The organism is Streptomyces sp. NPDC040622, assembly GCF_055593965.1.
In genome coordinates this window covers 16,945-42,602 of record NZ_JBVIXD010000029.1, presented here as the reverse complement: position 1 = coordinate 42,602, position 25,658 = coordinate 16,945, and the positions used below count along the sequence as shown (strand labels likewise).

Here is a 25,658-nt window from a genome sequence, read left to right as displayed (position 1 = left end):
CGGGCGCCGATGAACACCTGGTGGCCCTGGCCGGCCAGGAGGCGGGCGACGGCGAGGCCGATCCCGCTGGTGGCACCCGTGACGAGCGCCACGCGCGTGTCCTGTTGCATGATCAGTTCTCCCTGGGGGTCGCGGGGGCGCCGGGTCAGACCGCGGCGGAGGCGGACAGTCGGCCGTTGACGGCCGCGATCAGGTCGCGCGGGGTGCGGTTCTCGGAGAAGACGTCGTCGTCCAGGGCGATGCCGTACTCGCGCTCGATGCGGCTGCCGGTCTCCAGCAGGGCCAGCGACTCGTAGCCGAGGTCGTCGAAGTCCCGGTCGAGGATGTCGCCGTCCAGGTCGGCGCCGTCGTCGGCGCCGGCGCCCTCCAGGAGGATGCGCTTGAGGTCGGCCAGGGAGAACTGCGGGCTGCTCATGACAGGGGTCCCTTCGGTTGGGCGGATCGGTGTACTCGCGGACAGCACGAAGGCCGCACGGGGCGGGCCCGTACGGCCGTGAAAGCGCACCCCGGCAGGCCCCGCCCACAACGCCGACGCCCCTGCCGGCGGCGGGGGAATCACACCGGCAGGGGCGCGCTGTGGGGCGGGGCCCACCAGGGGCCGCTCGCGGACCGGCCGGTCAGGGCCGGCCGGTGGATCGGGATACGCGGATCGGGATGCGCGGATCGGGATGCGCGGGTCGGGGGAGCGGGCGGGGCGGAGGCCGGCTCAGACGGAGAACAGCCTGCGCTTTTGGTAACTCGACTCCCAGAAAAGCTTGTTGAGGACCTTCACCGGCGCGGGCATGCAGTCCAGGAACCGCTTGCGCTCGGCGACGTCCCGGCCGTCCATCACCCAGGGGATGTAGACGGCCGCGCCCTTGGGGCCCTGCTTCTTGGCCATGGCACTGCGGAAGGCGTCCCAGTCCTTGTGGGTGAGCACGTCCTGGATGAGCGGCAGCGCCGCGTCCTCCTCGTGCCGCATGTGGGAGCCCAGCGCCTGGGCCAGCCGGTCCACGCGCTCGCCCAGGTCCGCGGCGCCCTGGGACATGCCCGCGTCGACCGCGCCGAGCACCGCGTCCAACTGCCCGTGCTCCGCCTCCATCTCGGCCAGCAGCTTCTGGTCCTCGGGCCGCTCGGTGACCTGCTGGGCGATGCGCGGCCAGAGCACGGCGTCCTCCACGGTGTGGTGGACGTGCAGCTGGCGCTTGAAGTTCTCCCAGCCGGCCCGCACCTGGGGGGTGCCGGCCCGGCCGGCCGCCACGGCCGCCGCGAACTTCTCCAGGTCACGCCGGAACGCGTCGTGCGTCGCATACATGACGGCGAAGTTGATCGGGGCCTGCTGTGCAACTGCCATGGTGTGCCGTTCCTTTCGTCGGCGACCGGTCCCGGCCGGTCAACAGGTTCAGATGCTGCGCGGCCGCGGGCGGCGGGGCCGGATCGCTCCGGCGGGACCGGCCGCATCCCGCGGCCGGGATGCTCTCGCGAACGAGAGGGCGGCGCCCCGGTCGTCTGTGACACCGGACGCCCCTTCTGTGAGGTGAAACACATTCGCCGGAGGGGATGTCACACTCCAGATGGCTGCCCGCCTCTCCACTACGAGCGCGTCACACGGGAGGTGCACCATGTCCGACAGTGCGGAAGAGGACTTCACCGACGAAGACCTCACCGACGAAGACTTCAGCGGCCGGGACGTCACGGACGAAGCCGTCGTGACCCAGGGGCCCGCGGACCAGGGGTTCGCGGGCGATGTCGTCGAAGCCTCCACCGAGGTCTTCGTCGGCTATCGGGAGCTGCTCTTCTCCATCGTCTACAACCTCCTCGGCTCCGTCGCCGACACCGAGGACGTCCTGCAGGAGACCTGGCTGTCCTGGTCGGGCAAGAAGAGCCGCTCACCGCACCACGAGATCGAGAACCCGCGCGCCTACCTGGTGCGCATCGCGGTCAACCACGCCCTGGCCCGCAAGGACGCGATCACCCGCAGGCGCGAGACGTACGTGGGCCCCTGGCTGCCCGAGCCGCTGATCACCAAGGCGGCCGAGGAGCCCACCCCGGACGTCGCCGAACACGCCCTGCGCACCGAGTCGGTGTCGATGGCCATGATGGTGGTCCTGGAGACGCTGACCCCGCTGGAGCGGGCCGTGTTCGTGCTGCACGAGGTGTTCGGCTACGCGCACACCGAGATCGCCGGCATCCTGGACCGCAGCCCCTCGGCGGTGCGCCAGCTCGCGCACCGGGCCCGCGCCCACGTCCAGGCGCGCCGCCCCCGCTACGAGACCACCCCGCAGGTCCAGCAGGAGGTCACCGAACGCTTCGTCGCCGCGGCGCTCGGCGGCGACCTGGACGCGCTGATGGAGATGCTGGCACCCGAGGTGACCATGTGGACCGACGGCGGCGGCAAGGTGCGCACCGCGGGCCTGCGGCCCGTCGTGGGCCGCGACAAGGTCTGCCGCATGCTCGCCGGGTACGCGGAGCGCGCGCCCAAGGACATCGACGTGCACTACCGGCACGTCAACGGCGATGCCTCGGCGGTGGTGTTCTCCGAGGAGTCGCCCTACGCGGTCATCGTCATGGACCTCACGCCCGGCGGCGACCAGGTGCGTGGCATCTACGCCGTCACCAACCCCGACAAGCTGGCGCGGGTGCGCACCGGCTCCGACGGCGAGGAGTGAGCACAGCCGTTCAGGCCGGGCGCGGTCCTGGCCGGGGCTCGGCGCCCTCACCGGGCCCGCCCGCGGCCAGCGCCACCGGCGCCTCGCCGGCCGGCGTGCTCTCGGGCGCCGGCCGCTGCGGGCCCGGGGCGGCCGGCTGCGCTCCCATGCCGAGAAGCCGCAGCAGCGGCCCCGCCATGGCGGTGGTGACCAGCGCCATCACCACCATCATGGTGAACATCTGCGCCGAGATCAGGCCGAGTTCACGGCCGATGCCCAGGATGACCAGTTCGGTCAGGCCCCGGGTGTTCATCAGCGCCCCGAACGCGGTGGCCTCCCGCCAGCCCAGGCCCGCCACCTTGGCGGGCAGCGCCGCCCCGGCGAACTTGCCCACCACGGCGCACACCACGATCAGCGCCAGAGCCGGCAGGCCGTCCCAGCCGAGCGCGCCGACGTCCACGGAGAGCCCGGTGACCACGAAGAAGACCGGCAGGAGCAGCCCGGAGACCTTCTCGACGGGAGCCTCGACCTGGTGGTGCAGCTCGGGAGCGCGCCGGCGCGGCATGACGAGACCGAAGGCGAACGCGCCGAAGATGGCGTGGATCCCGATCCACGAGGTGAGGAACGAGGAGACGAAGACACCCGAGACGATCAGGACGAACAGGGTGCCCTTCTCCGTGCGGCCCGGCCCCCGCAGCAGCACGCGGGCCAGCAGCGGCCGCACGATGAGGGCCATGGCCGCCGCGTAGGCCACCGTCAGGGCGATCACGGTGAAGAACTCGCCGGTGCCGCCGGCTCCGGCCACGGCGACCACCAGGACCAGCACGCACCAGGCGACCACGTCACCGATCGCCGCGCAGGCCATGGCCAGGGTGCCGACCCGGGAGGTGGACAGGCCGCTGTCGCGGATGATGCGCGCCAGCACCGGGAAGGCGGTGATGGAGAACGCCGTGCCGACGTAGAAGACGAAGGTTCCCGAGCCGACCCCGTCGGTGCTCTGCGAGGAGTACAGCAGGGCCGCCGCGCCCGCGCCGAGCGCGAAGGGCACCGCCATGGCCAGGGCGGCCATCGAGCCGACCGAGCGCCCCCGGCCGCGCAGCCGGGTCAGGTCGAGTTCCCAGCCGGCCAGGAACATGAACAGCACCAGGCCCACCTGGGAGATGGCGCCCAGCAGCGGCCGGGCGTCGTCCGGGAAGATCCGGGCGGGCAGGTCGCCCGGCAGCAGGCCCAGCAGGCTGGGGCCCAGCAGGATGCCCACGGCGATCTCCGCGATGACGGGCGGTTGGTGCAGCCTGCGCGCGAAGCGGGCCATGGCGGCCCCCGCGAGCAGGACGATCGCAACATCGATCAGGACTATCGCTTCCAGTGGCAGGGCCTCGCCCGTCGCCATCTCGCCTCCACACACAGCAAAGGCGGTGCACGCCCGGCCCGTTCACGGCCGTACGGTCACCGCCGGCCCCCGGCAGGGGCTCTCGGACAACGGTCAGGCGCGCTCGCGCTCCGCGGGCCGCTCCCCGCGGGCGTCCAGGGGGCGCAGTTCGATGAAGTCGAAGGCCTTGAAGCGGCGCAGCAGGGGCCGCAGCGGGGCCGGGACGACGGCCTGGGTGCGGTCCACGAACACCCGGGGCCCGGTCAGGTGCACGCGCCGGCCCAGGGTGCGCAGCTCGCAGCCGTTATGGGCCAGGGTGTTGCGCACCCAGTCCGACTGCGGTCCGTACGGGAGGGACATCACGTAGTACGGGCCGTCGCGGAACACTTTGACGGGGGTGCGGTAGGTGCGGCCCGACCTGCGGCCGCGGTGCACGACGGCGCCGAAGCCCGGCATGCGGGTGAGGACCGGGCCGACGAAACGGTTGGCGAACCTGCGGTTGAAGCGGGCCAGGCGCCTTTGCACAGATGCACCGGAGGCTTTGGTGGTGCCGGACATCCACGACTCCCTTGGCTGGTCGGGGCGTTGGGCGGGGCAGGGGCGTCAGGCCCCTAGCTGTCGAACATGGGGTGCGGGCCGTGCGGCTCGTCCTCGAGGGAGCCCATCGAGCCGCGGAAGAAGATCAGCGGTTCGGTGTCGGCGCGCGGCACACCCAGCTCGGCTACCTCGCCGACGAAGATGGTGTGGTCGCCGCCCTCGAAGGCGTTGACCAGGCGGCAGGACAAGAACGCCATGGCCTGGCTGAGCACCGGCACGCCGACGCTCGAGTAGCGGTGCTCCACGTCCTGCAGCGCCGCGGTGTGCCGGCCCGCGAACGCCCAGGCCAGAGGCTCCTGCCGGCCGGCCAGGAAGTTCACGGTGAAGGCCCCGGACTCCTCCACCAGCGTGCGCAGCCGGGAGGCCTGGTGCAGGCAGAACAGCACCAGGGGCGGGTCGAGGGAGACGGAGGTGAAGGAGTTGACGGTGGTGCCGGCCGCCTGTGCGCCGCTGCCGCTGGTGATCACGGTCACGCCGGTCACGAACAGGCCGCACACGCTGCGCAGCGTCTTGCCGTCGATGGGGCCGGCCTGCTGCTGTCGTTGGGTGTCTGTCGGCGTCGCGGTCATGCGCGCCTCCTGAGGGGGCGGGTCGGGAGCCGGTGGCTCGGCGGATGCTCAGCGGATGCTCTGCGCGAAGGTGAAGACCCGGTGCGGGTCGTAGGCCTTCTTCACGGCCACCAGGCGCGGGTGGTTCTCCGCGTAGTAGGCGCGCTGGAAGTCGTGCAGGGCCGGGTCGATGAAGTTCTGGTACGTCTCGCCCGAGGAGTGCGGGTCGAGGGCGGCGAAGCCCCGGTCCACCCAGGCCTGTCCGGCGGCCTTGTCGGCGTCGGTGGGGGAGGCCGACCCCGGTATCGCGACCAGGTAGTTGGCGGTGAAGACGCTGTCGCGGTGCACGTAGGCGGTCGCGGTGCGGCTCAGGTCGGCCGCGGCCCCGCCCACGGGCAGCACCTGCATCTGGTGCATCTGGCCCGCCCGGCGGTCGGCGTCGAAGACGGCTAGCGCGCCGGCCCAGCCGGTGCGGGACATGGGGGAGGTGAACATGCGGCTGCGTTCCAGGCTGAACGCGGGCCGGGACAGCTGGCCCTCGGCGGTGGCCTCGGCGCGGTGGCACTGGGCGACGGTCTTGGTGGCGCAGCCGTAGACGCCCATCATCACGTCGCGGTAGGGCAGGGTGGCGCCGCTGCGGTTGACGGGCTGGCCGGTGAGCGAGAGCAGCCGGGCCGTCTCGTCGTCGAGCTGGGCCTGGGTGCCGGTGGACACCAGGCGGATCGCGGGCACCGGGGTGGTGCCGGGCGCCGCGTCGGGCAGCGTGATCACGCAGGCGCCGCCGATGGCGCGCGGGGCGTCAAGCAGCCAGCGGGCGTAGCCGTCGACCATGTCCAGTGCCTTGTCCCAGGCGAAGACGAGGGTCGCGGTGGCCACGTCGCTGACCGCGGCGGGCTTGAGCGTGTAGGAGGTGACGACACCGAAGTTGCCGCCGCCCCCGCCGCGCAGCGCCCAGAACAGGTCGGGGTGGCTGGTGGCCGAGGCGGTCACGTACCGGCCGTCGGCCAGCACCACCCGGGCGGAGGTCAGCGCGTCGCACGCCACCCCCAGCGGCCGGGTCAGGAAGCCGACGCCGCCGCCCTGGATGAACCCGCCGGCCGCGACGGTGGCGCAGGCGCCGCCGGTCACCGCGAGGCCCGCGGGCGCCAGCCCGTTCAGGACGTCCACGTTCTGGGCGCCGGCGCCCAGGGTGGCCCGGCCACCGGAGAGGGCCACCGAGTTCAGCCGCGAGACGTCGACGACCAGGCCGGTGGTGGTGGAGTAGCCGCCCAGGCTGTGGCCGCCGCTGCGCACGGACAGGGCCAGGGCGTGGTCCTGTGCGAAGGCCAGGCACAGCGCGACGTCGCCGGGGCTCTCGCAGTAGGCGACGGCCTTGGGGCTGATGGTGTCGTACTGGCGGGAGTCCAGCTGCTTGGCCACCGCGTAGGCGCTGTCGCCGGGCAGCACCAGGTCGCCGCGCAGATGACCGCGCAGCTGGTCCCAGGGGAGCTTGCCGCCCAGCGCGTGCCCGGTGAGGGGCCGCGCGGCGACCAGGCCCAGGGCGGCGCCGGAGGCGCCCAGGAGTGTTCTTCGACTGATCATTGGGATGTCCAACCACGAGCGCCCCCGGCCCTGTTGGGGGCCGGGGGCGGTTTCGGTCCGGGAATGTGCCGTGGTGCGCTACGAGTGGATCGGGCGGATCAGGTGGATCGGGTGGATCGGGTGACGCGGGGCCGGTGCCGGTCAGCCGGCGACCGGGGCGTCCTCGTCCGAGGGGGTGCTCTTGGGGCCGGCGTGCGCCTGGTGGCCCATGCCGGAGGGCGTGGGCCCGCCCTTGAGGGCCAGGCAGAGCGCGGCGCCGGCGAACATCGTCAGGGCGGGCACCAGCATGGTGGGCTGGAGCGCGTCCACGAAGCCGTGCGAGAAGACCTTCCCGGCCAGCTCCTGGACGGTGTCGGCGACATCGCCCGGCAGGTTGCCGGGAGCCGATCCGCCGCCCTGCTCGGTGCCCACACCCACGGTCTTGGCGCCCTCGGCGAAGGAGGACGTGAAGCCCTCGCGGTACTGCTCGGGCAGCTGCCGGGCGCTGGTGGCGGCCTCCTCGCGCAGCGCGGAGACCAGCTGGGCCTGCAGGACCGCACCGATGACGGCACCGGCCATCACCGAACCGACCTGCCGCAGCGCGTTGTTGACGCCGGAGGCGGCGCCGGTCAGGTGCGGCGGCACGTTGCGCATGACCTCCGAGCCCATCGGGGCGAAGGTGCAGCCCGCGCCGAGACCGGCGACGAACAGCGGGCCGATGAACGTGGTCCAGCTGCTGTCGGTGTCGGCGACCAGCAGGATCCAGGTGATGCCGATGCCGAACATCGACAGGCCGGCCGTCAGGATGTACTTGCCGCCGAACTTCTCCGAGAGGATGCCGGCGGGACCGGCGGTGAACAGCGAGCCCAGGGCCAGCGGCACCAGCACCAGGCCCGTCTTCATGGCGCTGAAGCCCAGCACCGACTGCAGATAGATCGTCGTCGGCAGCAGGATGCCCAGCACACCGAAGGAGACCGCGATGCCGACGAGGTTGACCACGGAGAAGTTGCGGTCCTTGAACAGGGAGAACGGCAGCAGCGGTTCGTTGTCCTGCTGGCCGCGTTCGTAGAGCAGGAACAGCCCGATCAGGGCGACCGAGGCGCCGATCAGCGTCCAGATCCAGCTGTTCCACTCATAGCGCTCGCCCTCGGTCAGGCCGAAGGCCAGGCAGAACAGCGCGGCCGAGGCGAGCAGGACGCCCGGCAGGTCGTAGCGGTGCTTGATGACCCGGGTGTGCTTGGGCATCACCCGCAGGCCCAGGATCAGCACCAGGGCGCCGATGGGGATGTTGATGAAGAACACCCAGCGCCAGTCCATGTGCGTGACCAGCAGGCCGCCGAGCGTCGGGCCGATGGCCCCCGAGACACCGGCGACCGCGCCCCAGACGCCGTAGGCCGCGCCGCGCTTCTCCGGCGGGAACACGTCGGTGATGATCGACAGCGTCTGCGGGATCAGCATCGCGGCACCCACGCCCTGCACCGCGCGGAACGCGATGAGCTGGGTGGGATCCTGCGCCAGCCCGCAGGCCAGGCTGGAGAGGGTGAACAGCGCCACGCCGGACAGGAACAGATTGCCCTTGCCGTGGATGTCACCCAGCCGTCCGGCGGTGATGATCAGGGTGGCCAGTACGAGGGTGTATGCGTTGACGACCCACAGCACCTGGTCGAGCGAGGCGCCCAGGTCGTCGGTCATGTCCGGGATGGCGATGTTCACGATCGTCAGGTCCACCAGGGTCATCACGAACCCCAGGCACAAGACGCTCAGAACCGCCCACGGATTTGTCTGCCGTACTTGAGTCATGTTCCTCTCCTAGCGGGCGTCCATGCCGCGCACTGCGTGTGGTGGTGCAACCAAGAGGGCCGGGCACGCGCGCGGTGTGACATGCGGGCCGCCGGTGAGACGCACGCCACACCCCGGCCGGGCGCCGGCGACCCGACTCCTCCTGGAACGCCGCTCTTTGACCGACCGTCAGTGCCGGTTCAGGCGACGCAGATCCCCTCCACGGCGACCTTCTCGTACGCGTGCGGATAGGCGGTGATCCCCTCCGGATACTTGGCCGCCGCCTGCTGGAACTCCGGCGTGCCGAACGCCGCGAACAGCGCCTGGGTGGACTCCCACACCGCGATGTTGATCACCAGGCGGCTGCCGGCCGTGCCCTTGTGCAGCTGGGTCTTGATGCAGCCGGGGCTGCCCTTCATGTAAGCGGCGTCCTGCTGCCAGACGGCCAGGAACTCCTCGTAGTGCTCCGGCGGCACGTCGAAGACGTTGACCAGGGTGATCGGCCCGGTGCTCTCCTGGAACTGCTTCATCAGCGGGGTGTCCGGGTCCAGCGATTCGATCTTCATGTGCTTCCTCTCCGGGAGAAACGGGGCGCGGTTTCAGAGGTGCTGCGGGTCCAGGTCGTCGGGGGTCAGCACGACGATGGGCAGCAGCCGGTCGGTCTTGTCCTGGAACTTCACGAAGGTGGGGAAGACGTCCGTCAGCTTCTTCCAGAGCCGGTCCCGCTCGGCCCCGCTCTCCTGCGTCGCGGCCGTGCACGCGATCGTCTCCGCGCCGATCTCGACCCGCACCGTCGCCCGCGCGCGCAGGTTGTGGTACCAGGCCGGATGCACCGCGTTGCCGCCGTAGGCCGCCAGGATCACGAAGCGCCCGTTGTCGTAGAGGTAGCCGACCGGGTTGGTGCGGCGCTTGCCGCTCTTGCGGCCCTGAGTGGTCAGCAGCAGCGCGTCCAGGCTGCCGAACCTGCCCAGCACCCGGCCCCTGCTCCTGCGGTAGATCCAGACGTTGGCCGCCACGATGGCCTTGTTGATGCGGATGACCACCCGAGGCGGCCGCTTCGCGCGGGCGGGAGGCGCCGGCCGCACGGGCCGCACGGGCCGGTGCTCGGCCGGTGATGATGCCGCTGTCTCCGGCATGGGGTGTCCTTTCTCGGTGGCGTGCCCGGCACCGGCCGGGTCACGCCGCGCGTCCTAGAGCGGCTTCTTGCCCTTGAGGGCCGAGCGCACGGAACTGGTCAGCAGCGAGCGGGCCATGTCGCGCAGTTCGCCGGCCGGTGCCTTGCGCAGCGACCAGTGCATGAACTTCGCGACCGCCGCCGTGCTCGGGTACACGAACCGCCGCGACTCCTCGTCCTTCCACCCGAACACCGGGTTGAGGCCCTCGCAGTCGCGCAGCGCCGCGAAGATGATGTCCGCGGCCGTGTCCCCGTCGACCTCGCCGACCTCGTACTTCTCGCAGGTCTCCGCGGTCAGTTCGAGGATGTGCCGGAAGTCGTCGTGCGGCCACCACAGGCCCGGGTAGGCGCTGTTCTCCAGCTCCTTGAGGTGGCGCTCGTCGCCGTCCAACTCGTACTGGACCCGGGCGCGGTGCAGCCGCATCACCCCGGGCGTCAGGAAACCGCCCCACACCCGGAACACCGCGTTCCACAGCCGGAAGTGGGAGAAGGCGATGTAGGAGCTGTTGACGAGGTCGTCGTTGTACCGCAGCAGCCCGCGCTCGACCTGCTCGACGTACTCGAAGCGCTCCACCGACCAGTCGTCGTCCTCGATCGACTCCAGGATGCGGGTGCACAGCGAGTACACCACCTCGAAGGTGTTGGACAGGCCGCGCGAGTACAGCGGGTCCAGGAACCCGGCGGCGTGCGACATCAGGCACCAGCGGTGCCCGATCGACTTGTTCGAGGAGTACTGCAGCCGGTCCGTGGAGATCCACTCGCGGACCCGTTTGGCACCCACGAACTGCCGCTTGACGGCCGGGTACTTGTCCAGGAAGGAACGGAACTCCTCCTCGGGGGTCATGTCCCGAGGCTTGGGGTAGGTGCGCTCGTCCATGGTCAGGCCGACGCTGACCATCGGGTTCCTGGAGCCCTTGACGTTGTCGAACGGGATGATCCAGAACCAGCCGCGCTCGATGAGGTGGTGCAGGGTGCCGCCGTGCCACTTGGCGGGCGGGCGCTGGCTGACCGGGTGGTGCGAGACGTCGTCGAAGGGCTTCACGCCGATGTAGTGGGTGAACAGGGAACGGGCGTGGTGCTTGAAGCGGGCCGGGCTCTCGCGCAGCGCGAACTTCTCGGCCAGCGGCGAGCGGAAACCGCTCGCGTCGATGAGGTACTTGGCCCGGAAGACCTCACCGTTCCTGCCGCTGACGCTCACCCCGTCCTCGTCGAAGTCGAGGTCGGTGGCGAACCAGTTCTGCCGGGTCACGCACCCGTACTTCGCCGCGACGTTGAAGTAGTACTGGTCGCTGTCCTGCCGGAAGAGATGACTGGCGTCGGTCAGGGCCTTGGGGATGACGAACATCGTCGCCTCCTCGGGATCGGGCTCCCGGCCGGCCTCGTGCTTGATGAACCCGAAGGACTGCTTCTTGCCGTGGTGGGGGCCCAGGTGGTCGGCGACCGCCTTGACGTTCAGCAGATGGCCGATCTCGGGCACGTCGAAGCGCGACTTGAGAATGTGCAGCCACTCGATCAGCTGCGGCGTCATCGACTCGCCGACCGCGAACCGCGGGTGCTGGCCCGCGTCCACGAGCACCACCCGGGCGCCCTGGCGGGCCAGCACCGCCCCGGCGATCGAGCCCGCGAGCCCGGACCCCAGGATGAACACGTCACAGTGCTGGACCTTGTCGGACTTCTTGGCCTGCCCGCTGGCCATGACCTTGCTGGGCATACGCGCCACCCTCTCTCGGGACGGATTGCTTGCTGTGCCTGTCGGGGCGTGGCCGGCGTTCACGAGGCGGTGCGCGAGACGACCAGCGCGGAGTTGAAACCGCCGTACCCCCGGGCGATCACCAGCGCGGTGTCCAGGCGGGCCCGGCGCGCCTGACCGGTGACCAGGTCGAGCTGGTGCGCGGGATCGGGCGTGACATGGACGGTGGGCGGCACGAGACCGTCGCGCAGCGCGAGCAGCGCGGCGGCCACGTCCAGCGACGCGGCCCCCGAAAGCAGCCGCCCCACCATCGTCTTGGGCGCGGTCACCGCCACCCCACGCGGCCCGAAGACCGCGGCCAGGGCCTCGGCCTCGACACGGTCGAGCGCGGGCACCGCGGCGGCGTCCGCGAAGACCACGTCCACCTCCCGCGCGCTCACCCCCGCGTCCGCCAGGGCCAGTTCGATGGCCCGGCGCAGCCCCGGCGGCCGCCCGCTGCCCGGCCGGGGATCGAACGTGGCGGCGTACCCGCGCAGCTCCCCGTAGACCCGCGCGCCGCGCTCGCGCGCCGCGCCGGCCTCCTCCAGGACCAGCAGCGCCCCGCCCTCGCCGGGCACGTGCCCGCAGGCCGCCGCGTCGAAGGGCAGATACGCGCGCTCCGGGTCCCGGCTGGTACTCATCCGCCCGCCCGCCCACTGGGCGACGTGCCCCCAGGGGCAGATCGAGCCGTCGACCCCGCCGGACACGATCAGCCGGCTGCCCTTGCGGATCTGCCGGCGGGCCTGCGCCAGCGCGTCCAGGCCGCCTGCCTGGTCGGAGACGATGACCCCGCTGGGGCCGCGCATCCCGTTGCGGATGGAGATCTGGCCGGTGTTCACGGCGTAGAACCAGGCGAAGGACTGGTACGCCGAGACGTAACTGCCGCCCTTGGACCACAGGTTCTGCAGTTCGCGCTGGCCGAACTCGAAGCCGCCCGCCGACGCAGCGGTGACCACACCCATGTCGAAGGGCTCCCAGGCCGCCGGATCCACGCCGGCGTCCGCCAGCGCCCAGTCGGCGGCCACCAGCGCCAGCCGCGTCATGTGGTCGGTCTGCGCGATCAGCCGGCCCGGCAGATGGTCCTGGGCGACGAAGTCGGGCACCTCGCCGGCCAGGCCCGCCGGATAACCGGCGGCGTCGAAACGCTTGATGTCCTCGATGGCGCTCTTGCCGGCGAGCGTGGCGTCCCAGTAGGCCTGCAGGCCCATCCCGTTGGGGGCGGTCACGCCGATCCCGGTGACGACAGTGGCCTTCATGCCGCCCTCCGCAACACCATCGCGCTCTGGAACCCGCCGAAGCCGCTGCCCACGCTCAGCACCGTGTCGGTGCGCTGCTCGCGGGCCACCAGCGGCACGTAGTCCAGGTCGCACTCCGGATCGGCCTCGTGCAGGTTCGCCGTCGGCGGCACCACGTTGTGTTCGATGGCCAGCACCGAGGCGGCGATCTCCAGGGATCCGATCGCACCCAGTGAGTGCCCCACCATCGACTTGATGGAGCTGACCGGGGTGCGGTAGGCGTGTGCGCCCAGGCTGTGCTTGAACGCCGCGGTCTCGTGCCGGTCGTTCTGCTTGGTGCCCGAGCCGTGCGCGTTGATGTAGTCGACCTGTTCCGCGTTGATGCGGGCCTCGGCCAGCGCCAGCCGGATCGCCTCGGCCATCTCCCGCCCGTCCGGCCGCAGCCCCGTCATGTGGAAGGCGTTGCAGCGCGTGGCGAAACCGGAGATCTCCGCATAGATGTGGGCCCCGCGCCGCTGGGCCCGCTCCCGCTCCTCCAGCACGAACGTGGCCGAACCCTCGCCCAGCACGAACCCGTTGCGGGTCCGGTCGAAGGGCCGCGAGGCACGCCCGGGCTCCTCGTCGCGCGGCGTGGTCGCCTTGATGGCATCGAAGCAGGCCACCGTGATCGGGGAGATGGGGGCCGCCGCCGCCCCGGCGAGCATCACGTCCGCGCTGCCCTCCCGAATCAGCTCGGTCGCATACCCCACCGAGTCCAGGCCCGAGGTGCAGCCGGTGGACACCACCGCGGCCGGCCCCTCGGCGCCCACGCGCCAGGCGACCTCCGAGGCGAAGGAACTGGGCACGAAGTAGTCGTACAGGTGCGGCACCGCATAGCGGTGGTCGACCAGGTCCAGCCGGCCGCCGTCACTGACGATGTTGTACTCGCGGTCCAGGGCCATCGTCGCGCCCACCCCGCTGCCGATGGTGACGCCGGTGCGGTGCGGCTCGATCGTCTGCGGCGTCAGACCGCTGTCGGCCATCGCCTCCGCGGTGGTGACCACCGCGAACTGCGCGGCCCGGTCCATGCGCCGGATCTCCTGCGGCGTCAGCCCGTGCTGCTCGGCGTCGAAGTCGACCTCGGCGGCCACCCGCGAGCGGAACGGCGCCGGGTCGAAGAGGGTGATGCGCCGGGTGGCGGTCCTGCCGTTGCTCAGCAGGTTCCAGAACTCCTTGGCACCCACCCCACCGGGCGCCACCACCCCGATGCCTGTAATCACTACGTCGCGTCCCATGCGGACGGTGCTCCCTTCCCGGGGGAAAAGCGTCACGAAGACCGGGTCCAGTGGTAGAAACGCTCGGCCATCGCATCCGCGGGCGAGCGCCAGGTCGCCGGGTCGAAGGCCCCGATGTGCGGCTTGAGGTCCTCGCTGACCCGCACGAACAGCGGATGCGTCTTGGCCTCCTCGATGGCCCGGCCGCCCTGGTCGGAGTCGAAGTCCTGCAGGTGGAAGTAGAGGCCGCGGTAGGAGAAGAGCTGGCGGCGCCGGGTCCCCATCAGGCCGGGCATCTCGGTGGCGTCGAACTCCTTGAAGATCCGCGCCACGTCACCGCCGGCGCCCGGGTCCATCCGCGCCACGATCAAAGTGCTGTGCATCGGCTGTCTCCCGTTGGTGGAAGGGTCTGCGCACCGCCGGGCACCGCCCGCACCGCGGCAGGGCGGCACGGGCGGCGCGGGCGGTGGAGGCGAGTGCGCGGCGGGCCCGTCAACGGCCCGCCGCGGAAGAAGAACGTCACGGCGGCCGGCGGCCCACCGCATACGAAGAGGCCCGGGAACAGTTCACCGGACTCTGCTCCATACCTTCTTCGGTCGGCGCCCCGATTTCAATGGCAAGAAATGCAGGACCGCGTCATGAATTCTTCAGAGAATGTCAGATCCGGCTCACCCGCCCTGCCGCGGCGCCGGAACGCCTCCCCCCGGCACCGGGACGCCGCCCGTCCCAGCCGAGCCGCGGCGACGCGCGAAACACGCGTGCACGTCGGACTCCGCGTACGCGGTGCGCCCGGCCCGGCTGCGCCGCCGCCAGTGCTGCTCGCTGGCCAGCCGGTAGACCGTGCCGGTACTCACCGACCACAGCCGCGCCACGTCCCCGGCCGACAGCCACCGCTCACCCTGCCCGCGCAGGGCACGGCGCAGCTCGGTCCACCGCTCGCCCGGCCAGGCGTGCTCCGCATCCGCCTCGCAGCGGATCGCCGTGCACGAACCGGCGCCCGCCCCGCGGAAGTCGGCGACCAGCGTCCCCGCGCAGCCCTGCGCCACACACGGGCCGACCCGCACCCGGCGCGGCGGCCGCTCCCGGCCCACCCGGCGCGCGGCCGCCGTCAGCCGGGCGATCTCGCCGGCCGCGTCGCCCGCCGCCGGATGCGCGGCCAGCCAGTGGCCGTGCCCGAGCAGGAACACGGTGAGCGGCCCGACACCGCGCTCGGGCGCGGGCACCCGGCGCTGCGCGCTGACCAGGCCCGCCCACGAGCCGAGCGTGGTCACGATCGCCGCGCGCACATCGGCGGCCGCCTCGTTGAACGGCATCCCCGGCATTCCCGGGCCGCCGCTGACCCGCTCGCGCACACCCGTGCCGCCGCCCCCGCCGAGCAGGTGCGCCAACTCCTCGTACAGGGCGGGCAGTTCCCGCAGCTGCCGGGCCAGCAGCCGCAGGCAGCCCGGGCACAGGCGCAGCCCCGGGACTGCTTCGGCGCGCGCCTCCTGCCCGGCGCAGTCCGCCCCCCGGCACCCGGCGCGGGTGGTCGTGGACACGTGCTCACGCTGATTCAGCTGGTTCATCTGTATTCCCCCGTAAACGCCGTACACGCAAACGACATACGCAAAGGCCCGTGCGCACCACATCGGCCGGAACAGCCCACGGGCCGGAAAGAGAAGCCGACAGAAGAGAAGTCAAGACAAGCCAAGACAAGCCAAGAGATGGGAAGAGGTGCGAAGAGAGGCAACACCGGAGGGCACCGAATTCCGCCCGGCAAAACCCGGCCCCCGAAATCTCAGCCCCCCGTACGGCATCCCGCCCCACCCGGCCCCCACCCCACCCCGCACCGTGCGGGTGCTGTCCCGCGAAGCAACCACCTGCCGGGGGGCGGGATTTCGGCCACCGTAAGGAATCCCGTGCCAGCGCCATGTCAGAACCGTGCCAAGAGAGCCACCGAACTGCCCGCGCCCGCCACCGCTCCCGCCCGGCACGCCGCCCCCCGACTGCCCGCGGCCCGCACAGTGTTGCCGCGCAGGTGCCCCCCGGCTGGCCTGGCCCTGCCACTGCGCTGGCCCGCCCTCACCCATGCTTTGGGAACCGCTCCGGGCCCACCGGAAGCCGGTCCGGGCCCGGGACAGGGCCCCTCGGGTGAGGGCCTACGGAAACACAGACGACGGGGTGGAAGCGATGAACGTCAGTACCGCAGCAGTCGGCAGACCGTCGCCCGGACCGGCCACCGGCACCCGGCCCGGCGGCACGCCCCGCCGCACCCCCGGGTGGGCCCCCGCGGCCGCCCACCCGCGCCGGCCCTCCGCCATCGCGCCGGACCGGAGCGTGCTCGTCGTCGACGGCCGGGACACCGGCCGCGCCTGGGCACCCCTGGGCGTGCGCACCGCCCGGGTGGGCCGCGACGTCCTGGGCAGCGCCTCGTCCTGGACGACGTACCTGACCGGCCTGCGCGAGGCCGGACACGACCCGCGCGCCCTCGTCTTCGACCTGCCCGCCGCCACCACGACCCCCGAACGGGCCGCCGAGCTGACCCTGCCGGTGCTGCGCGCCCTGTGCTCCTCCACCAGCCGCGCCGCCCCGCTGCACCTGGCCTTCCTCGTCACCGGCCGCGCCCGCCCCGAACTGGCCGCGGCCCTCGGCGCGGTGGCCCAGACTGCCGGTGTCGAGGACGGCCGCCTGCACGCCCTCTCGCTCGGCGTGCAGATCCTGCCGCCCTGGGCCCTAGACCCCTTCCACCTCGCCCTCACCGAACTCGCCCTGCCCCGCCCCGGACTGGCCCAGGTCCGCTACACCGAGGCAGGACGCGAGGTCCGCGTCCTGCGCACCGCCCCCGGCCCCCGCCCCGGCACGCCCGGCGCCCGGCTGCGGACCGGCGGCCGCTACCTGGTCACCGACGCGGGCGGCGGCAGCGGCATCCGCCTGGCCCTGGCACTGGCCCGCAGCCACCGGGCACGGATCGTGCTGCTGGGAGCGGCCGACCAGCCGCTGCCCGCCGGCACCTCCCTCGTCCGCGCCCCCGGCAGGCTCTCCTCCTACGACGACACGCGCGCCGCCGTGCGCACGGCCCAGCACCACTTCGGCGGCCTGGACGGCGTCGTGCACTGCGCCGACCACGGCGAGGGCCGCCCGCTGTCCAGACTCTCCGCCGCCACCGCCCGCCAGGTCCTGGCCGACGCGGTCACCGGCGCCGCACACCTGGACCGCGCCACGGCCGCGCTGGCGCTGGACTTCTTCGCGCTGACCACCTCGACGCCCGCCTACCGGCCGGCCATCGGCGCCGCGCTGCCGGCCGCGGTGGGCCGCGCCCTGGGCGCGCTCGCCACCGACCGCACGCGCCGCGCCGCCCAGGGCCTGCGCCACGGCGTCTCGGTCGCGGCCTGCGGGAGCGCCGCCGACCGGCCGGGCGCCCTGGCCCAGGCGCTCGCCCACGGCCACGGCGAAAGCGAAGGGCCGGCGTGAACATCGGGGCCGCGCGCGGAGCCTGAGCCCCGCGCGCACCCGAGCGGCGCCCGGAGCCCCGGTGACGGGGGAGCCGGGGCCCGCGCGACTGCCAGTCGTATGACAAGGTCTGCTCCTTGCACCGCCTGCCCCGTGACAGGTCGCCCTGCCGCCGGCACCCGCCATGACAGGACGCGGGCAGGAATCCCCGCTTCCCGCCCCCGGCTCGACACCCGGGGCCCGGACACGTTGACGCTGTGCGCGCCGCCTGGCGAGGCTCACTCCGTTCCCACCCACGGACTCCTCGGGAAGGCGTGCGAGATTGATGAACGTACTGATCGTCGAGGACGACGACGGCATGACCGAGGCACTCCAGCAGATGCTGGGCCTGCACGGCTACGCCACCCGCCATGCCCGCACCGGAGCCGACGCCCTTGCCCAACTGGCCCGCGCCGACCTGATCCTGCTCGACCTGGTCCTGCCCGACCTGGCCGGACACGAGGTGTGCCGGCGCGTCCGGGAGCAGTCCTGCGTACCGATCATCGTGCTCAGTGGGAGCCACCACGAACTGGACCAGGTCCTGGCCCTGCACTCCGGCGCCGACGACTTCGTGCCCAAGCCCTTCGGCCGCTACGAACTCCTGGCCCGCATCGGGGCGGTGCTGCGCCGTGGCGCGGGCTGCCTGCGCCACGGCGAGGCCCCGGCGGACGGCTCCGCGCCCACACCCCTCCTGCCCGCGCAGCGGCGTCCGCAGCAGCCGTGGCAGTCCCCGCCCGGGCCCGCCGCCGAGCCGCAGCCCGGCGCCGCTCTCGCACCGGCCAGGGCCGAGGAGTGCCACCTGCGGGCCGGGCCGCTCCGGCTCGACGCGCGCACCCGCAAGGTCCATCTGCACGACGCCGAAGTGGGCGTCACCCGCAAGGAGTTCGACCTCCTCGCGATGCTGCTGGAGGAGCCAGGAACGGTACTGCGGCGCGAGGAGATCATGGCGCGCGTGTGGGACGAGAACTGGTTCGGCTCGACCCGCACCCTGGACGTGCACGTCGGCTCCCTGCGCGGCAAGCTCGGCTCGCCCCACTGGATCGAGACGGTACGGGGGGTGGGCTACCGCCTCACGGTCCCGGCCGACACCACCGCACTGTGCCCCGCCGCGAACGGCTGACTCGCGCCCCGGCCGCGGGCGGGGGAGCGGCATCGGGCCTACGGGCAGCCGGGCAGCCGGGCCGTCGGTACAAGGGGTGCGTCCTCGGAGGTCACAGACAGGTCCGCGGTGCGAGACGCGTCCTGCGGCCTCGTTCCCGGACGGCCAGGGGACGCCCCGCCGCCGCGGCCTTCCCCCTACTCCGTGACGGTGGTCCAGGGGCGGCAGGTGACCTTGTCGCCGTTGTCCCAGGCGCAGGCCTTGAACTTGGCCTTCTCACCCTTGTGGAAGCCGGGGATGCGGATGTTGTCGGAGCCGCCGCCGGAGGCGCGGACGGTGTCCTTGAAGGAGCCGTGGACGACCTTCATGCTCACCGAGTAGCCGGCCGGGATGAGGTCGTCATTCAGGTAGAGGCGGTCCGAGTCCCCGCTGGAGTTCGAGTCCTGCCACACGACCTCGCCGTAGGCGTTGCCGGTGCCGATGTACCAGTGCGCCCCGTCGGGAGTGCCGCTGCGCTGGTCGGCGGAGGCGGGAGCGGACACGGCGCCCAGGGCCAGGGCGGTCGCCGAGACGGCCAGCAGGGCGTGCATGCGGTTGTTCATGGTGGTTCCCCCGTATCTGTGTGTGGTGTCTCTGCGAGGCCCGCAGGGCGCCCGGAGCGTGGACAAGAAGTTTCGGCCGGCTCCGAAAGTCCGCGGAACCGGCACGCCGTCAGCCCGCCGCACGGGGCCGGCCGCCGTACTCCGGCCGTCACACACGCGCGTGCGCAAGAGCCCTTCCCGGAACTGAAGTTGACAGGTCGCTACTGAAGTTGATGGGCCGCTAGAGGATCTCCCCGTCGAGTTCGGTCCCGTCGGCCACACCGTGGCCGCGGCCGGTCAGCGCTCCTCCTGCGCGCCTGCGCGCCTGCGCGCCTGCGCGCCTGCGCGGTTGGCGGGACTGCGGGCGCTGGAGTCGGCACGCGTCGAGGACGTGCGGTCGCTCCTGAACGAAACCACCGTCATCCGTAGCGCTTACCGCGAAGGTTTACCCCGGCTCAGCTCCTCGGTGGACGAAGTGATGTACCCCTGGTGGGAATCTCCTGAGGGCGCCGCGAAGGGCGGCGGCTTCAGCGGGGAACCGCGAGGAAACAGGGGGAAAGACATGGCAGTCACGAAGGGGCGCGTCGCCGTCGCGGCGGCAGGCGGAGTGCTCATGCTCGTCGCGGGCGTGGGCACGGCCGAGGCGGGAGCGGGGCCGGCCGGGCCGGCCGCGCGCTTCGCCGGGCAGGCCGAGTCCGCGCACCTGACCAGTGCGCAGACCACGGCGCTGCAGGCGGAGGTGGACGGCTACCTGAAGAAGATGGGCGGGACCCAGGTCGCGCTCAACAAGATCGACCTCCAGGGCAAGGGCGAGGTCCTGGTCGCTCTGCCGGGCGAGGCCCGCCCGCGCGACTTCGCATCGGGTGACGGGACGCGGATCGCCGCCGACCCGTGCCTGGACGTTCCGGGGGTGTCCGGGAACTTCTGTGCCTACCAGAAGGACAGCTTCCAGGGCTCGATCATCAAGATGTGGCAGTGCAACACGAAGTACTACGTGTCCACCTGGGGCAGGGGCGGTTCCTGGGTCAACGACCAGACCCGCAACACGGAGAGCCGCCGGGCCCGGATGTACAACCCCAGCGGCAGCATGATCTACAAGACGCCGCGTGCGTACAGCTCGGACGCGCACGGCGACTGGATGCCCGTCCGCTACGTCATCCCCTGCGGCTGACAGCCCCTGCGCACAGCGGCGCCCCCGGTCCGGCCTGGGACCGGGGGCGCCGTGCGCCCTCGAGCACCTGAAGCGGATCTGACCGGTCGGCAGCGTCGACTCAAGCGGCTGGGGGGGGCATGGGACGGCCGACGAGGCGGCTCCCCGCCCCCTGCCCCCGGCCGTCGACGCGGCTTCCCGCCCCCGCCCCGGCCGTCGACGCGGGGCGCTCACCCTGGGCGGTAGTACCCCAGGAACATGTCCACGCCGCGGTCCACCAGGCGTTCGGCGAGGCCGGGGAGAGGCGCTCGCCGTACGCGCCCAGGGGCCCGCCTCCAGCGGAAGCGTCGGCAGCGCACGCGGCCTGTCGGCCCTCTACGCCACGGCGATCTCGGAGGTCCGGGGCCGCGCCCCGCTCCTTGCCCCGGACACCCTCACGCAGTTCACCACCCCGCACACCCCCGGCACCGACCTCGTCACGGGGGAGTGGGACCACTTCCTGCTGGGCTTCGAGGCCCAGGGGGCGCGCTACCCGGTGCTGGGCGCACGGGCGCTCGGGCACAGCGCGGCGGTGGGCGCGGACGCGTTCGCCGACCCCGACAGCGGCATCGCCTACCGCTACACCCGCCGCCCCCTGCGGCAGGCGCAGGTGAGGCGCCGCGGCCCCGCCCGGCGGCGGTGACCGGGCGGCGGGGGAGGGGAGTCAGGGCAGCTGCGGCACCCGGAACCTGCGCCGGTACTCCCCGGGCGTCGTGTTCAGGCGGCGCCGGAACGCCCGTACCAGCGTGTCCACCGTGCCGAAACCGCAGGCAGACGCGACCCGTTCGAGCGTGGCGTCCGAGGACTCCAGATCGTGGCGTGCCTTCTCCACCCGCACCGACTCGATGTACGCGTGCGGGGTGACGCCCAGTTCGGTCTTGAACAGCCGCGTCAGGTGCCGGTCGCTGACATGTGCGTACTCGGCGAGTTCGGTGACGGTCAGCGGTTCGGCGATGCGGCGCAGGATGTGATGGCGCAGGTCCTCGATGCGCCGTGTCGTGGAGACCTGGGACAGCGGCACACTGAACTGGCTCTGCCCGCTGGGGCGTTTGAGGTACATCACCAGCTGGCGGGCCACCCGCAGCGCGACGGCCTCGCCGAGGTCGTCGGCGATCAGGGCCAGGGAGAGATCGAGGCAGGCGCTGATGCCGGCCCCGGTCCACACGTTGTCCTCACGGATGAAGATCGGGTCGGCGTCGACCTCCACCGCCGGGTGGTCGGCCGCCAGTTGCTGCGCGGTCGACCAGTGCGTGGTCGCCCGCTTGCCGTCCAGCAACCCCGCGGCGGCCAGCAGGTGCGCGCCCACGCACACGGAGGTGATCCGGTGCGAGCGGCCGGCGAGCAGCTTCACCCAGCCGACGAGATCGGGGTCCACGAGCGGGTGCACGCGGCGCTCCTCGTCCACCTCCACGGCGCCGGGCACCAGCAGGGTGTCGATGCTGCGGCGCGCGGCCTCCTCGAAGGTGAGGTCGGGCAGGATGCGTACGCCCGCCCCCGTGGTGACCGGGTCCATGCTCGCCGCGGCGAGCACGACCTGGTAGCCCGCCGCCTCGTCCGTCTCGCGCAGGGCGAGGGAGAATACCTCGGGGGGCCCGGTGACATCGAGCAGGTCGACACCCCCGAAGAGCACGATGACGATGAGCCGTCGGGCGGCGGTGTCCGGCACGGATCTCTCCCCGGTCAGATGGGTGACGCTGGCGGGCATGTCTGGATCTGCAGATTACATGTCATTGCCGACGTCCCGGTCCGGTCCTAGCGTTAGGGACGCAGCTCGGCGGAACACCGCGGACTGCACCTCTCCCACGCATCACCGAAGGCGGTACACCCATGTCCAGAACGACGTTGCGCGAGCTCAACGGCTTTGACCAGGAGCCCGCGAAGCTGGCCGGCTCGACGCTGATCCTGATCGACTTCCAGAACACCTACACCCAGGGCGTCATGGAACTCGACGGCTGGGAGAAGTCCCTGGACGCCGCCGCGCAGCTGCTGGCACGGGCCCGCGAGGCCAGCACCAACATCGTGCACGTCATCAACGACGGCGGCGAGGGCACCCCGTACGACATCCGCGCCGAGATCGGCAGCATCCACCCCAAGGTCGCCCCCCTGGAGGGCGAACCGGTCGTCGTCAAGCAGGCCCCCAACGCCTTCGTGGGCACCGACCTGGCCACCCATCTCACCGAGGGCCAGGACGTCGTCATCGCGGGCTGGATGACCCACATGTGCGTGGCGTTCACCGCACAGGGCGCCTTCCTCAACGGCAACCGCCCCACCGTCGTCGCCGAGGCCACCGCGACCCGCTCGCTGCCGGTCGCGGGCACCGACGTCGACGCCTGCCAGGTGCACTACAGCGCGCTGGCCACCATCGCCGACCTGTACGGGGTCGTGGTTCCCACCCACAAGGAGATCGTCTGATGAAGACCACGCTGCTCCGTTCGGCTGCCGCCCTGGGCGCCGCCGCCGTACTCGCCGCCACCCTGACCGCCTGCGGCGGAAGCTCCGAGGCCGCCACGCGCACCGACAGCCGCGACCAGCGCCACGAGAAGAACCACGCCAAGGACACCACGACGCTGCGCCAGCTGATGAAGCTGGACGAGACGCCCGCGAAGCTGTCCGACGCGACGCTGGTCCTGGTCGACTACCAGAACGTCTACACCGGCGGCGCGATGGAGCTCACCGGCTGGCGCGACGCGGTCAAGAACACCAAGACCCTCCTGGAGCGGGCCCGCAAGGCACACACGCCCGTCATCCACATCGTGGAGAAGGGCTACGACCTCAAGTCGAAGGCCGGCCAGATCATCCCGGAACTCAAGCCGGCCATGGGGGAGACCGTCGTCGAGAAGGCCGTCCCCAACGGCTTCCACGACACCGACCTCGACGCCGAACTCAAGAAGACCGGCCGCAAGAACGTCATCATCTCCGGCTTCATGACCCACATGTGCACCCTGTTCACCGCCGAGGGCGCCGTCTACAACGGCTACAACCCGACCGTGATCGGCGACGCCTCGGCGACCCGCCCGCTCCCGGTCAACGGCAACCCCCGCGGCATCCCCGCCCAGCAGGTCCACGAGTCCGCCCTCGCCACGATCCAGGACCGCTTCGGCGTCGTGGTCCCCAAGCAGCGCGACCTCAAGTAGCGCTCGCGGGGCTCACGTCACGCCCGCAGGACTCACGCAGTGCCCGCGTGCCCTCGTAGCGCTCGCGGGCCCCACCTGGCGCAACGGACCTCACGCGGCGCCCGCGCACTTCGGCAGGGAAGCGGCCGGCCCCGGCTCTTCCCTGCCCTGCTGCGCGCCCCCATCTCACCCCCACCCCATCCCCCCAACAGGGAGATCCCCCCATGCACGCAATCCCCCCCAAGCACCAGAGACCGATCTCGACAGCACTACGGAGAAAACGAAGATGGCCACGCGTAGAAGATTCATAGGCAGTGCCACCGGCGTCAGCACCGCCGCCCTGCTCGGCTACTCGGCGACCCCGAGCGCCGCCGACACCCTCACCGCGGACGGCGTGAGCGCCGCCGCGGTCACCCAGGAGCAGGCACGCGAGTCGATGTTCGCCGTGAACGCGGGCATGCGCGCCAACTATGCCACTCTCAAAGCCGAGTTGATCAAGCACCTGGCCCCGGTGGTCGTCGTGCAGAACGACGCCAAGGGCGGCCGGTTCACCCTCGTCACCAGCAGCGGGCAGGTGTCCGTCAACCCCGTCTCCCAGACGTTCGAGCTGGCGAAGTCCATCGCCCACACCCCGCTCGGCATCTTCTCCGTGATCGCCTCCTACCTCTCGGACAAGATCCCGAACCTGCCGAACGCGGACCGCATGGACCCGCACGACCTGGTGATGGTCGCCTACAACGACGACACCTCCACCGCCTGGATCGAGCCCCTGAAGGCCTACGCCGCCAAGCTCACCACCGCCCGCCAGAACCTGGCCGCCGCCGGGCTGCCGGCCACGCTGCAGACGTCCTGCGCCACGATCCTCGACGGCGCCCTGACGTTCATCAAGACCTCCGTCGCCGCCAAGCACTTCGACATGGCGTCCTTCGAGCAGTTCTCCGGCAGCGTCTACCCGGCCATCCGCACCAACATGGAACATGCCTCGCAGGCCCAGATCAAGGGCGTGCAGGACATCATGAAGACCTGGCGCGCCAAGGTCGGCGAGACGGCGTGGAGCGACCTCTACTGCGTGGTCATCTCCCAGTGGACCACCAGCGTGCTCAACCAGAACACCATCATCATCAAGGACTGCATGAACGCGGCGAAGGTCGCCACCCACCTGATCGACCTGCCCGGCCTCGAACCGCCGGCCGACCCGGTCTTCACCGCCCTGGACAACCTCGCGCGCATCGTGCAGGACAACATCGCCGCGGAGATGGTCTTCCCCAAGGCCGCCGTGGTCGCCGACGCCCTCAAGGGCCAGCAGGACCTGCTCTCCGACGAGATCCTCCACCAGCTCGGCAGCACCACGGTGACACCGCAGGCCGCCCCCCTGTACAACACGGTCGCCGCCCCGGGAGCGTGCCCGGTCCGCAAGTAGCCGCACGTCGTGGTGGCTCACCGAAAACGGGGGAGGGGAGCCACCACGACGGACCCCCTGAGGCGGCGCGCGCCGCACGGCTTGAACCGAGCAGGGCCGCGGACGAGAGTCGCCGCATGCGACGAAGCACAGGACTGGTGATGACCGGGGCCGCGATTCTGGCTTGGGGCGAGTGGGTGAACTGGCGCTGGTCCCGGTCCCTCGTGGGAACCGGAGCAGGGGCGCCGGGAGCCGGAGTCGAATCCGTGGTCGTGCTGGGCTACCGGAACCCGCGGCCGACGGCGAACTTCATCAACCGCTGGCGCGTCCGCGCCGGAATCCGCTCCGCCGCCGACGGCGCACCGGACACTCGCCTGATCTTCAGCGGCGGCGCGACCGGCGAGGGACTGACCGAGGCCCAGGTGATGGCCGACTACGCGAAGTCGGTGCTCCGGTACGACGGCACGGTCCTGCTCGAGGACCAGAGTGCGACGACGTGGCAGAACATCGCGAACGTGATCCCGCTGCTGGAGGACGCCGACCGCATCAAGATCGCCTCCCAGCCGGCGCACGCTCTCAAGGCCCGCGCGTACTTGCACCGGCAGCGCCCCGACCTCGCGGAGCGGCTCGTGCGGGCGGACGACTACCGCCCCGGCGAGTGGATGGCGGGCAAGCCGCTGCTGGCCCTGTACGGGCTGTGGACGCTGCGCGTCCTCGACGCGGGGGAACGCAGGGTCTCGCTGCAGAAGCGTGTGCGACCAAGGGCACGGCAGGCTCACTGACCGGCCCGAACATCTGGAGCGCAGGCCACGCCGCCGGGACGCCGGCGCAACGGAGTGCTCTGGACCGCCGTTTCCTGCCCACGCCGTGGTCCCGCCGACGGCCGCGAACAACGATCTGACGGGAGGGTCCCGGGCCATGCCGGTGTCGGGGATGCC

Annotated in this window: 26 protein-coding genes; 9 read left to right on the top strand and 17 right to left on the bottom strand. The window is 71.9% G+C overall.

Going from position 1 to position 25,658, the window contains the following annotated elements; translation table 11 throughout:
- The 3 genes from ACZ592_RS39715 to ACZ592_RS39705 all read right to left on the bottom strand — a co-directional run.
- Positions 1-110 (bottom strand): SDR family NAD(P)-dependent oxidoreductase (locus tag ACZ592_RS39715; RefSeq protein WP_471586645.1); only part of this gene is annotated, 110 nt, incomplete at its 3' end.
- A gap of 35 nt (positions 111-145) precedes the next feature.
- Positions 146-415 (bottom strand): acyl carrier protein, encoded by a 270-nt coding sequence (locus ACZ592_RS39710; protein WP_471586644.1) that lies wholly within the window; start codon positions 413-415, stop codon positions 146-148.
- Positions 416-706: 291 nt separating this feature from the next.
- On the bottom strand, positions 707-1,333 hold the full coding sequence (locus ACZ592_RS39705) for a hemerythrin domain-containing protein (RefSeq protein WP_471586643.1): 627 nt from the start codon (positions 1,331-1,333) through the stop codon (positions 707-709).
- Positions 1,334-1,601: 268 nt separating this feature from the next.
- Between ACZ592_RS39705 and sigJ the strand changes: the two genes are divergently transcribed.
- Entirely contained in the window at positions 1,602-2,648 is a 1,047-nt protein-coding gene (gene sigJ, locus ACZ592_RS39700; RefSeq protein WP_471586642.1) for an RNA polymerase sigma factor SigJ, read from the top strand.
- Between the two features lie 10 nt (positions 2,649-2,658).
- Here the strand turns inward: sigJ and ACZ592_RS39695 are convergent, their stop codons facing one another.
- From ACZ592_RS39695 to ACZ592_RS39640, 12 genes are all read right to left on the bottom strand, one after another.
- A complete protein-coding gene (locus ACZ592_RS39695; protein ID WP_471586641.1) occupies positions 2,659-4,017 on the bottom strand; it encodes a cation:proton antiporter in 1,359 nt (452 codons plus the stop codon).
- 93 nt (positions 4,018-4,110) lie between these two features.
- The gene (locus ACZ592_RS39690) at positions 4,111-4,554 is read right to left on the bottom strand and encodes a nitroreductase/quinone reductase family protein (protein WP_471586640.1); all 444 of its coding nucleotides are present in this window, start codon (positions 4,552-4,554) and stop codon (positions 4,111-4,113) included.
- Positions 4,555-4,607: 53 nt separating this feature from the next.
- Positions 4,608-5,162, bottom strand: coding sequence for a flavin reductase family protein (locus ACZ592_RS39685; protein WP_471586639.1), 555 nt, complete (start codon positions 5,160-5,162; stop codon positions 4,608-4,610).
- A 48-nt stretch (positions 5,163-5,210) separates the two neighbouring features.
- The gene (locus tag ACZ592_RS39680; RefSeq protein ID WP_471586638.1) at positions 5,211-6,722 is read right to left on the bottom strand and encodes an FAD-binding oxidoreductase; all 1,512 of its coding nucleotides are present in this window, start codon (positions 6,720-6,722) and stop codon (positions 5,211-5,213) included.
- A gap of 141 nt (positions 6,723-6,863) precedes the next feature.
- Complete coding sequence (locus ACZ592_RS39675; protein WP_471586637.1) at positions 6,864-8,501, bottom strand: MFS transporter; 1,638 nt, start codon at positions 8,499-8,501, stop codon at positions 6,864-6,866.
- Between the two features lie 179 nt (positions 8,502-8,680).
- Positions 8,681-9,046 carry an antibiotic biosynthesis monooxygenase family protein gene (locus ACZ592_RS39670; protein WP_471586636.1) on the bottom strand — a complete coding sequence of 122 codons (366 nt, stop codon included), beginning with the start codon at positions 9,044-9,046 and terminating at the stop codon, positions 8,681-8,683.
- 33 nt (positions 9,047-9,079) lie between these two features.
- The gene (locus ACZ592_RS39665) at positions 9,080-9,616 is read right to left on the bottom strand and encodes a nitroreductase family deazaflavin-dependent oxidoreductase (protein WP_471586635.1); all 537 of its coding nucleotides are present in this window, start codon (positions 9,614-9,616) and stop codon (positions 9,080-9,082) included.
- A 54-nt stretch (positions 9,617-9,670) separates the two neighbouring features.
- Complete coding sequence (locus ACZ592_RS39660) at positions 9,671-11,365, bottom strand: NAD(P)/FAD-dependent oxidoreductase (protein ID WP_471586634.1); 1,695 nt, start codon at positions 11,363-11,365, stop codon at positions 9,671-9,673.
- Between the two features lie 59 nt (positions 11,366-11,424).
- The gene (locus ACZ592_RS39655; RefSeq protein ID WP_471586633.1) at positions 11,425-12,639 is read right to left on the bottom strand and encodes a ketosynthase chain-length factor; all 1,215 of its coding nucleotides are present in this window, start codon (positions 12,637-12,639) and stop codon (positions 11,425-11,427) included.
- The gene (locus ACZ592_RS39650) at positions 12,636-13,892 is read right to left on the bottom strand and encodes a beta-ketoacyl-[acyl-carrier-protein] synthase family protein (protein ID WP_471586632.1); all 1,257 of its coding nucleotides are present in this window, start codon (positions 13,890-13,892) and stop codon (positions 12,636-12,638) included. The genes ACZ592_RS39655 and ACZ592_RS39650 overlap by 4 nt, the downstream gene beginning before the upstream one ends.
- 32 nt (positions 13,893-13,924) lie before the next feature.
- Positions 13,925-14,254, bottom strand: coding sequence for a TcmI family type II polyketide cyclase (locus ACZ592_RS39645; protein WP_471586631.1), 330 nt, complete (start codon positions 14,252-14,254; stop codon positions 13,925-13,927).
- Positions 14,255-14,539: 285 nt separating this feature from the next.
- Entirely contained in the window at positions 14,540-15,436 is an 897-nt protein-coding gene (locus ACZ592_RS39640; RefSeq protein WP_471586630.1) for a helix-turn-helix transcriptional regulator, read from the bottom strand.
- A gap of 604 nt (positions 15,437-16,040) precedes the next feature.
- Between ACZ592_RS39640 and ACZ592_RS39635 the strand changes: the two genes are divergently transcribed.
- Both ACZ592_RS39635 and ACZ592_RS39630 read left to right on the top strand, forming a co-directional pair.
- Positions 16,041-17,321, top strand: coding sequence for a KR domain-containing protein (locus ACZ592_RS39635; RefSeq protein WP_471586629.1), 1,281 nt, complete (start codon positions 16,041-16,043; stop codon positions 17,319-17,321).
- Between the two features lie 304 nt (positions 17,322-17,625).
- On the top strand, positions 17,626-18,459 hold the full coding sequence (locus tag ACZ592_RS39630; RefSeq protein WP_471586628.1) for a response regulator transcription factor: 834 nt from the start codon (positions 17,626-17,628) through the stop codon (positions 18,457-18,459).
- A 176-nt stretch (positions 18,460-18,635) separates the two neighbouring features.
- On the opposite strand, the gene ACZ592_RS39625 is transcribed toward ACZ592_RS39630, so the two are convergent.
- Entirely contained in the window at positions 18,636-19,040 is a 405-nt protein-coding gene (locus ACZ592_RS39625; RefSeq protein WP_471586627.1) for a hypothetical protein, read from the bottom strand.
- Positions 19,041-19,581: 541 nt separating this feature from the next.
- On the opposite strand from ACZ592_RS39625, the gene ACZ592_RS39620 reads away from it, so the two are divergent.
- Entirely contained in the window at positions 19,582-20,190 is a 609-nt protein-coding gene (locus ACZ592_RS39620) for a peptidase inhibitor family I36 protein (RefSeq protein WP_471586626.1), read from the top strand.
- A gap of 514 nt (positions 20,191-20,704) precedes the next feature.
- Positions 20,705-20,851 (top strand): hypothetical protein, encoded by a 147-nt coding sequence (locus ACZ592_RS39615; protein WP_471586625.1) that lies wholly within the window; start codon positions 20,705-20,707, stop codon positions 20,849-20,851.
- Between the two features lie 21 nt (positions 20,852-20,872).
- Here the strand turns inward: ACZ592_RS39615 and ACZ592_RS39610 are convergent, their stop codons facing one another.
- A complete protein-coding gene (locus ACZ592_RS39610; RefSeq protein WP_471586624.1) occupies positions 20,873-21,913 on the bottom strand; it encodes a GlxA family transcriptional regulator in 1,041 nt (346 codons plus the stop codon).
- 122 nt (positions 21,914-22,035) lie between these two features.
- On the opposite strand from ACZ592_RS39610, the gene ACZ592_RS39605 reads away from it, so the two are divergent.
- The 4 genes from ACZ592_RS39605 to ACZ592_RS39590 all read left to right on the top strand — a co-directional run bounded on the left by ACZ592_RS39605 (position 22,036) and on the right by ACZ592_RS39590 (position 25,502).
- A complete protein-coding gene (locus ACZ592_RS39605) occupies positions 22,036-22,620 on the top strand; it encodes an isochorismatase family protein (protein ID WP_471586623.1) in 585 nt (194 codons plus the stop codon).
- Positions 22,620-23,342, top strand: a complete 723-nt coding sequence (locus tag ACZ592_RS39600) for a cysteine hydrolase family protein (protein ID WP_471586622.1) — start codon at positions 22,620-22,622, stop codon at positions 23,340-23,342. Before ACZ592_RS39605 ends, ACZ592_RS39600 begins: the two co-directional genes overlap by 1 nt.
- Positions 23,343-23,607: 265 nt before the next feature.
- Complete coding sequence (locus tag ACZ592_RS39595) at positions 23,608-24,741, top strand: hypothetical protein (RefSeq protein WP_471586621.1); 1,134 nt, start codon at positions 23,608-23,610, stop codon at positions 24,739-24,741.
- A 116-nt stretch (positions 24,742-24,857) separates the two neighbouring features.
- Positions 24,858-25,502, top strand: coding sequence for a YdcF family protein (locus tag ACZ592_RS39590; RefSeq protein ID WP_471586620.1), 645 nt, complete (start codon positions 24,858-24,860; stop codon positions 25,500-25,502).
- Positions 25,503-25,658 lie beyond the last annotated feature (156 nt).